The 8,691-nt window shown below is 73.9% G+C and carries 7 protein-coding genes; 2 read left to right on the top strand and 5 right to left on the bottom strand.

The window, feature by feature from the left end:
- On the top strand, positions 1–1,385 hold a 1,385-nt coding region (locus tag AOK00_RS22915), incomplete at its 5' end, for an SbcC/MukB-like Walker B domain-containing protein (protein WP_301554223.1).
- On the opposite strand, the gene AOK00_RS22920 is transcribed toward AOK00_RS22915, so the two are convergent.
- From AOK00_RS22920 to AOK00_RS22930, 3 genes are all read right to left on the bottom strand, one after another.
- Positions 1,375–1,824 carry an Lrp/AsnC family transcriptional regulator gene (locus AOK00_RS22920; RefSeq protein WP_055602180.1) on the bottom strand — a complete coding sequence of 150 codons (450 nt, stop codon included), beginning with the start codon at positions 1,822–1,824 and terminating at the stop codon, positions 1,375–1,377. The genes AOK00_RS22915 and AOK00_RS22920 overlap by 11 nt on opposite strands.
- Before the next feature lie 67 nt (positions 1,825–1,891).
- Positions 1,892–3,595: a DUF885 domain-containing protein gene (locus AOK00_RS22925; RefSeq protein WP_173861618.1), complete on the bottom strand. Its 1,704-nt coding sequence runs from the start codon at positions 3,593–3,595 to the stop codon at positions 1,892–1,894.
- 49 nt (positions 3,596–3,644) lie between these two features.
- Complete coding sequence (locus AOK00_RS22930) at positions 3,645–4,142, bottom strand: Lrp/AsnC family transcriptional regulator (RefSeq protein ID WP_055602182.1); 498 nt, start codon at positions 4,140–4,142, stop codon at positions 3,645–3,647.
- A 59-nt stretch (positions 4,143–4,201) separates the two neighbouring features.
- Here AOK00_RS22930 and AOK00_RS22935 point away from each other — a divergent pair, with 59 nt between their 5' ends.
- Positions 4,202–5,443 (top strand): trans-sulfuration enzyme family protein, encoded by a 1,242-nt coding sequence (locus AOK00_RS22935; protein WP_055602183.1) that lies wholly within the window; start codon positions 4,202–4,204, stop codon positions 5,441–5,443.
- Here AOK00_RS22935 and AOK00_RS22940 read toward each other — a convergent pair.
- Both AOK00_RS22940 and AOK00_RS22945 read right to left on the bottom strand, forming a co-directional pair.
- On the bottom strand, positions 5,340–6,794 hold the full coding sequence (locus AOK00_RS22940) for a GNAT family N-acetyltransferase (protein ID WP_055602184.1): 1,455 nt from the start codon (positions 6,792–6,794) through the stop codon (positions 5,340–5,342). The two genes, AOK00_RS22935 and AOK00_RS22940, sit on opposite strands and share 104 nt — an antisense overlap.
- A gap of 88 nt (positions 6,795–6,882) precedes the next feature.
- Positions 6,883–8,691 (bottom strand): DUF7825 domain-containing protein (locus AOK00_RS22945; RefSeq protein ID WP_254047464.1); only part of this gene is annotated, 1,809 nt, incomplete at its 5' end.

An 8,691-nucleotide genomic window follows, 5' to 3' on the forward strand; every position in this document is an offset into this window, starting at 1 on the left:
GACCAGGACTCGTGGATGACGCCGAGCGCGCGCTCGCCGTCATCCACGAGTCCTGGTCCACGGCCCGCGCGGAGGTCCAGGCGGGCGCCCCGGCCGGCTCGCCCGAGCCCTCCGTCGGCGAACTCGCCCATGAGGTCGAGGAGTTGACCCGCCTCCACGCCGAGGCCCACGCGCTCGCCGGACAGACCCACAGCGCACGGGAGACGCTCGCGCGGGCCGAGCGCGAGTACGAGGAGCGGGTCGCCGCGCAGCGGGAGGCCGAACGGCGGGTCGCCGCACGGACCTCGCGGCGCGAGGCCCTGGACCGCGAACGGCTCGCCCTCGACGAGGAACTCACCCGGGGACGCGGCGCGTTCGCCACCGTGGCCGAACACGCCACCCGCCTGGAACGGCGCATCGCCCTCCTGGTCGACGCCACCGGCACCGTACGCGCCGCCGAGGTCGCCGCCCAGCGCCTCAAGGAGGCCGACGACCGGCTCGCCGACGCGGCCTACCGCGCGGGCTTCGCCACCCCGGCCGAGGCCGCCGCCGCGCTCCTGCGCGAGGGCGAGCGGCGCGACCACCAGCAGCGAGTGGACGCCTGGCAGGCCGAGGCCGCCGCCGTCGCGGACCGGCTCGCCGAGCCCGGCACCGCGGCCGCCGCCGCGCTCCCGCCGGCCGACCCCGCGACGGCGGGCGCCGCCCACACCGCGGCCGAACGCGCGCTCCGCGAGGCCGACTCGGCGCTGGCAGCCGCCCGCGAACGGGCCAACGGCCTGGCCGGCCTCTCCCGGCAGGCCCTCACCGAGGTCCGCCGCCTCGGGCCGCTCCGCGAGGAGTACGACCGGGTGGCCCGCCTCGCCGGCCTCACCGCCGGCACCTCGGCCGAGAACGAGCGCCGGATGCGCCTGGAGTCGTACGTCCTCGCCGCCCGCCTCGAACAGGTCGCGGCCGCCGCGACCGCCCGGCTCCAGCGGATGTCCTCCGGCCGCTACACCCTGGTCCACTCCGACGCGCGCTCCGGCGGCAAGCGGGCCGGCCTCGGCCTCCACGTCGTCGACGCCTGGACCGGCAACGAGCGCGACACCTCCACGCTCTCCGGCGGCGAGACCTTCTTCGCCTCCCTCGCGCTCGCCCTCGGCCTCGCGGACGTCGTCACGGACGAGGCGGGCGGCGTACGGCTCGACACCCTCTTCATCGACGAGGGCTTCGGCAGCCTCGACGAGCAGACGCTCGACGAGGTCCTCGACGTCCTCGACTCGCTGCGCGAGCGCGACCGGAGCGTCGGCATCGTCAGCCACGTCGGCGACCTGCGCCGCCGGATCCCGGCCCAACTGGAGGTCGTTAAGGCGCGGCACGGCTCGGCCGTACGGCTCCGCACCGGCGGGGACGCGCTCAGCGGCTGAGTGAACGCCTCGGCAGCGGCGAGGAGTAGACCACGCTGGTGGTCACCGAGCCGAGCGCGGCGATCTTCCCGGTGATCTCCTCCAGGTGCCGCATGGACCGCGCGGCGACCTTGAGGACGAAGCAGTCGTCGCCGGTGACGTGGTGCGCCTCCAGGACCTCCGGCGTGGTGCCGAGCAGATCGTGGAACGGCTTGTAGTTGCCGTGCGGGTAGCGGAGGCGCACGAACGCCAGGATCGGCAGCCCGAGCCGGTCCCGGTCGACGATCGCCGTGTACCCGGCGATCACCCCGGCCTCCTCCAGACGCCGCACCCGCTCGGTCACCGCGGACGGCGACATCGACACCGTTCGGGCGAGCTCGGCGAAGCTGGAGCGGCCCTCGGACTGGAGGGCTTCCAGAATGCGCCAGTCGGTGGCGTCGGGGGTGTACTCGGAGGTCATGTACGAGAGATAGCAGGGGATTCCCCGGCCGATCAAGCGATCGGCCGGGGATCTCGGTGCTCGGTCGTCACAGGCGCGAGAGCTCGTCGACCAGGTCGTCGAGGCCCAGCGGGCCCTGGGAGAGGGCCGCCATGTGCCAGGCCTTCGCGTCGAACGCGTCGCCGTGCGCCGCCCGTGCGTTGGCGCGGCCGAGCAGCCAGGCGCGCTCGCCCAGCTTGTAGCCGATGGCCTGGCCCGGCATCGACAGATAGCGGGTCAGCTCGCTCTCCACGAAGGACGGCGGGCGGCTGCTGTGTCGCTGGAAGAACTCCTGGGCCAGCTCGGGCGTCCACCGTTCGCCCGGGTGGAACGGCGAGTCCGCCGGGATCTCCAGACCCAGGTGCATGCCGATGTCCACGATCACCCGGCACGCGCGCATCATCTGCCCGTCGAGGTAGCCCAGGCGCCGCTCCGCGTCGGGCAGGAAGCCGAGTTCGTCCATCAGACGCTCCGCGTAGAGCGCCCAGCCCTCGCAGTTGGCGCTGACCTTGCCGATGGTCGCCTGGTAGCGGGAGAGGCGGTCGGCGACGTGCACCCACTGGGCGAGCTGGAGGTGATGGCCGGGCACGCCCTCGTGGTACCAGGTCGACACCAGGTCGTACACCGGGAAGCGCGTCGTGCCGTCCACCGGGAGCCAGGTACGGCCGGGCCGGGAGAAGTCCTCGGACGGGCCCGTGTAGTACGGCGCGGCGGCCCCGCCCGCCGGGGCGATGCGGGACTCCACCCGCCGTACCCGGTCGGCGAGCTCGAAGTGGGTGCCGTCGAGCGCCTCGATCGCCTCGTCCATGAGCTGCTGGAGCCAGACCCGGACCTCGTCGACCCCTTCGACATGGGTGCCGTGCTCGTCGAGGTGGGCGAGCGCCTCCCAGGGGCCGGCGCCCGGCAGGATCCGCTCGGCCTCGGTCCGCATCTCGCCGAGCAGCCGGTGGTACTCGGTCCAGCCGTACGCGTACGCCTGGTCGAGGTCCAGGTCCGTGCCGTTGAAGTAGCGGGTCCAGCGCTGGTAGCGCTCGCGGCCCACCGTGTTCGGGGCGCCGGCGACGGCCGGGGCGTACACGTCCCGCATCCAGTCCCGCAGGTCCGTGACGGCCTCGGTGGCGCCCCGGCCCGCCTTCGCGAGTCCGGCGCGCAGATCCTCGGGCAGGGTGTCGGGTGCCGCGGCGGCGAACTCCTCGAACCAGCCCGGCTTTCCGCTGTCCCCGCCCGCCCACTCGGTGAGCTGGTCGACGAAGGTGGCGGTGGGGCGCGGCCCGCCGAGGAGCTTGCGCTGGAGACCGAGCGCGAGCGCGGAACGGTAGCCCTCGAGCGCGGCCGGGACCGCGCGCAGCCGGGTGGCGACCGCGGCCCAGTCCTCCTCGGTCTCCGTCGGCATCACGGTGAAGACGATGCGGACGCTGTGCGCCGGAGAGCGCATGTTGCTGACCGTACAGAGGCCCTCCTCGGCCTCGAACATGGCGAGTTCCGCCGTCAGCCGCTCCCGCAGCAGACGGGCACACCGCTGCTCGGCCTCGCTGTCCGCACCCTCGACGCGCTCCGCCGCGTCGAGCCGGGCGAGCGTCCGGCGGGCGAGGTCGGCCACGGCCCGCTGCCCGGCCGGCGAGAAGTCGGGCAGCAGTCCGGCGCTCTCCTTGACTCCCAGGTACGTACCGGTGATCGGGTCGAGGGCGATGAGTGCGTCGACGTGTTCGTCGGCGACCTGGCGGGGCAGCGGGCTGCTGGAAGTCTCTGGCATGGGGGCCATCCTGGCGCCTCCGGCGGGCCCGCGTCACCCTCGTCGAGGCTCAGTCGGCTGACATGGAGGGGCTCGAAGCGGGCGGCAGAAGCGGGCCGCACTCCCACTCCTGGAAGATCAGCCGGGTCTCGACGCGGGCGACCTCGCGGCGCGACGTGAACTCGTCGAGGACGAGTCGTTGCAGGTCGGCGGGGTCCGCAACGGCCACGTGCACCAGGTAGTCGTCGGGTCCCGTCAGATGGAACAGCGCCCGGGACTCCGGCAGGGCCCGGATCCGGTCGACGAACGGACCGATCAGTTCCCGCCGGTGCGGCCGGACCTGGACGAGAAGGAGCGCTTCAAGCCCTCGGCCGAGTTTGGCCGGATCCAGCCGTAGCTGGTGTCCGAGGATCACGCCGGTGCGGCGAAGTCGCGCCACTCGGTCCAGGCAGGTGGACGGTGCCACTCCGACCTCGGCGGCGAGTTCGCGGTAGGTGGTCCGGGCGTCGTTCTGCAGGAGGCGAAGAATGTGCAGATCGACCGCGTCCAGTACGACAGAATCGGCCATCTGGCGAACGTAGCACGGCGAATTCCCGCTACTTCCCGGTATCCGTTCACAGTGCCGCCATGGACGCCATGGACTACGGCCCCTCGGCCACCCCGAGAGCCCTCGCCACCGAAGCCGTGCACGCCGGCCGCGAAGACCTCGCCTCGCTCGGTCTGCACGCCCCGCCGATCGACCTGTCCACCACCTACCCCTCGTACGACGCCCGGGCCGAGGCCGCCCGGATCGACGAGTTCGCCACCACCGGAGCCCGGCTCGACGGCCCCCCGGTCTACGCCCGGCTCGACAACCCCACGGTCGCCCGCTTCGAGGAGGCCCTCGCCCGCCTGGAGGGCGCCGAGGCCGCCGTCGCGTTCGCCAGCGGCATGGCGGCACTCACCGCCGTCCTCCTCGCCCGGGCGAGCCAGGGCCTGCGCCATGTCGTCGCGGTCCGTCCGCTGTACGGCTGCAGCGACCACCTGCTCGACGCCGGTCTGCTCGGCACCGAGGTGACCTGGACCGACCCGGCGGGCGTGGCGGACGCGATACGCCCCGACACCGGCCTGGTCATGGTGGAGTCGCCCGCCAACCCGACCCTCGCCGAGGCGGACATCCGCGCCCTCGCGCACTCCTGCGGCTCCGTGCCGCTCCTGGTCGACAACACCTTCGCCACGCCCGTGCTCCAGCGCCCGGTCGAGCAGGGCGCCCGCATCGTGCTGCACAGCGCGACCAAGTACCTCGGTGGTCACGGTGACGTCATGGGCGGCGTCGTCGCCTGTGACGAGGAGTTCGCCCGTACCCTCCGCCAGGTCCGCTTCGCCACCGGCGGAGTGCTGCACCCGCTCGCCGGCTACCTGCTGCTGCGCGGTCTCTCCACCCTGCCGGTACGGGTGCGGGCCGCGTCAGGCACGGCGGCGGAGCTCGTACGGCGCCTCGCCACCGACCCACGGATCGCTCGGGTCCACTACCCGCGGATCGGCGGCGCCATGATCGCCTTCGAGGTGTACGGCGACCCGCACGACGTCATCGCCGGCGTCCGGCTCATCACCCCCGCCGTCAGCCTCGGCAGCGTCGACACCCTCATCCAGCACCCGGCTTCCATCAGCCACCGCATCGTGGCCGAGGGCGACCGGCGCTCGTCGGGCGTCAGTGACCGGCTGCTGCGGATGTCGGTCGGTCTCGAGGACGTCGAGGACCTCTGGCGGGATCTGACCTGGGCGCTCAGCGCTCCGCCCGCCGCACCCCTTCGTGCGGCTGCTCCTGCCGGGTCTCACGGTGCTGCGGCCGGGCGGCCGGTCGCGGTGCCGAGGCCAGCCGGGCTGTGATCACCAGGGTGCCCTCCTCGATCTGGTAGTCGAGGGGGAGGTTGAGCGCCCGCATCGCGGCCACCATCCCGGTGTTGGACGACTGCGTCACCGCGTACACGGTCGCGCAGCCGGCCTCCTCGGCCATCGCCACCAGCCTGCCGAGGAGCTCGGATCCGATGCCGCGCCGCTGCCAGTCGTCCTCCACCATCAGCGCCACCTCGGTCTCGTCGCCGTCCCAGAGCAGATGCCCGAGGGCGACGAGCCGGCCGGAGGCCGTCTGGACGGCGAGGGTGCGCCCGAAGCGGGGGCTGAGCAGATGGTCGAGGTAGCGGTCGGCGTCGCCGACGGGACCGTGGTACCGCAGGCCGAGGGTGCGCGCCGAGCAGCGGTCGTGCATGGCGCGCGCGGCGGGCAGGTCGCGCTGGTCGGCGCGGCGGACGGTGATCTCGTTGCCCTCGGGGAGGGTCAGTACGTCCTGGCTGCGGGGGACGCGGGGGCCGAGCCGGGCGTCGAGCTCCACGAGGGCGCGGGCCCGGGCGAACTCGGTCGGGGTGAAGGGGAGGTAGGGCCGCTCCACGATGAGCGTGCCGCCGTTGGGGTCGCGCAGCCGCATCACGGTCTCCTCCAGGACGCCCTCGACCGGGGCGGGTTCGCCGGTGGGGCGGCCGGTGAGGGAGACGGCGGGCACGGAGTGGAGGGTGCAGCGGCCCAGGAGCTGGCGCAGCGCGAGCGGCAGCTCGGCCGCGTCGAGTGCCGTACGGGTGGCCAGGCCGAGGACCCGGGTCGGGGTGTCCACCAGGTCGTGGGCGTCGGCCCGCTCGGTCCAGGTGTCGCGGCCGCCGGCCGCCGCCGTCTCACGGGCGAGGGCCCGGGCGGAGAGGTCGGCGGGGGCCCGCAGCAGGAACTCGTCGACCGTGCCGTCGGCGAGCGGATGCGTCTGGAGGGTGAGGATGTCCACTCCCAGGCGGGCGAGGACCGTGCACAGGGCGGCGAGGCTGCCCGGCGTGTCCGCGACGGTGGTGCGCATCCGCCACAGCGCGGTCTCGACGGGCACCGCGGGGCCCGTCTCTCCCCGCTCCTCCTCGGCCTTCACCGGGACGGCCACGGTGGAGTGCCCGCCGGTGTGTCCGGCGGGCGGGGCATGGCTCGCATGACTGCGCCTCCGCGCCCACCAGGTGTGGAAGGCGGCGGTGGCGACCAGCGCGATCGCCGAGAACACCAGGAGGTAGGGGCCGTCGGGCCCCTTGGCGATGGTCTTGGCGATCGTGTCGGCCACCACCACTGCGGTGAACAGTGCGGCGAGCTCGATCAGGTCGTGCCGCCAGTGGTGCGGACGGCGGGCGCTCTTCGAAGACGTCACATCGGTCATGACCTCACTGTGACCCAGTGGTGTTGCGTGATCACGAACGCTTTGTGACTGACGGGTTAAGCGCCCAACTAGAGGCTTAAAGAACGATTCAGACCGTTTCTGTCAGAGGCTGATCGGCCCCCCGGCGAAGTGCGCCCGCCAGCCGCTTCGCCTGGACGACGAACTGCGAGGCGCTCCGGGCCGAGGCCATCGCGTCGAGCCCGGCCACCTCACCCCGGGCCCCGCAGCGCTCCACGCAGTCCGCCGCGACCGCGAGCACCTCGCCCAGACCGCGTACCGGCTTCTCCGCGCCGAGCAGCGCCGGCAGCATCGGCTCCAGGACCGCCCAGACCGTGCCGTACGCGCCCGTGGCGGCCGTCGTCCGCAGCGCGTCCGCCAGCCGGTTCGGCTTCACCGAGCCCTCCACGACCAGCCACGCCAGCTCCGTGCCGAGCCGCCGGGCGTCCAGGTCGCCCCGCGACGCCAGGACGAGCAGCGCGTCCACCGCGCGCAGCCGATCGTCGGCGTCCTGACAGCCCAGACCGAACGCCAGGGCGAGATGGACGGCCCGGCCGACCCGGCCGCCCGCCTCGGCGAGCGCGGTGAGCGGTTCGGTCACGCCACGCTGGTCCGCGTCGGCCCCCGAAGCGAGGGAGGACAGGACGCACGCCGCCACGAACTCACGGTCCAGCGGCAACGCCGTGACCCAGTGCGCCCGCGTGTCCAGCCAGTGGTAGCAGCGACGGGGAGTCGCCCGCAGCTCGCCGCCCAGCCACCGGAACGCGGCCGGGAACTCCTTGCGCACCGCGGGACGATCGTCGATCTCGACGACGATCCGGTCCGTCAGCCACCACTTCTGCGAGGCCCGGTCCTTCCCCCTGTCGAGGAACCGCACCCTCGTCCCCAGGGGTTCCGCCGCCCGCAGCCACGCGGCGAGCCGTCGTCCCGCCAGCGTGCCGAGCGCCTCGGCCTCCTCGGCCGCCCGCCCGGCCGACGGGTCCCCGCGCCCGACCCGCAGCAGCGCCTGGGCGAAGTCGGCCGGGGCAGGCTCGACGCCCGCGTCCCGGTAGCCGCGCAGTCGCTCCACCAGCACCACCGGGTCGATCTCACCACTGTGCAGATTCGGTGCCGCGAGCAGGAACGGCAGCGCGTCCGTGCCGATCAGATCGGCGGCCTCCCACAGGCGCGCGTCCAGGATCCCCGACAGCGCCTCGTGGTGGCAGGCCTTCCGGTCGTTGCCCTTCGCCCGCCCGGAGTCGACGCGCCACCCCGGCAGCAGCCCCAGCAGCCCCGCGAGTACCACCTCCGCCCCGTGGGTGTAGTGGCTGAAGTAGTGCTGGTGCTCCCAGTGCTCCGTCGGGAACGCCTCGCGCACCGCCGCCTCAAGACCCGCCCGGTCCCGTCGCGCGAGCCGCACCAGACCGTCGAGCGTCCGCTCGAACGCCGCCGAGTCCTGGTACTGGCCCCTCGTCAGCAGCTCCTCCACCAGTGCCTCGACCGTCGTCGCCGGGGGAGCCACCGGCTCCCGCTCCGGGACCGGCGGCAGGATCTCCTCGTACGGGACCCCGGACGCCACCTCCAGGTCACCGCCGAACAGCGCCACGGCCGCCGGACGGTGCACCGGACTCAGCAGACCGGCCTGCTCGGCGAGCTCACGGCGTACGGAGGCGTCCACCGCCGCCGCATGACGGCCCACCAGCTTCAGGGCCCGCTCCTGGATCGTGGTGTCCTCGTGCCCGAAGGCCTCCGCCACGGCCGGCAGCAGCTCCTCCACCGCGCCGGGCTCCCGTGCCAGCACCTTGCCGACCAGCGTCAACTGGGCCCGCACCAGCTTCTTCTCGGTACGGAACAGCACCCCGCCCGTCATCTCGGCCAGCGCCCCGGCCGACAGCGCGCCGTCGGCCGGGGCGCTGGCCGA

Origin of the sequence: Streptomyces aureus (assembly GCF_001418135.1) — a bacterium.
GTDB classification, from domain to species: Bacteria; Actinomycetota; Actinomycetes; order Streptomycetales; family Streptomycetaceae; genus Streptomyces; species Streptomyces aureus_A.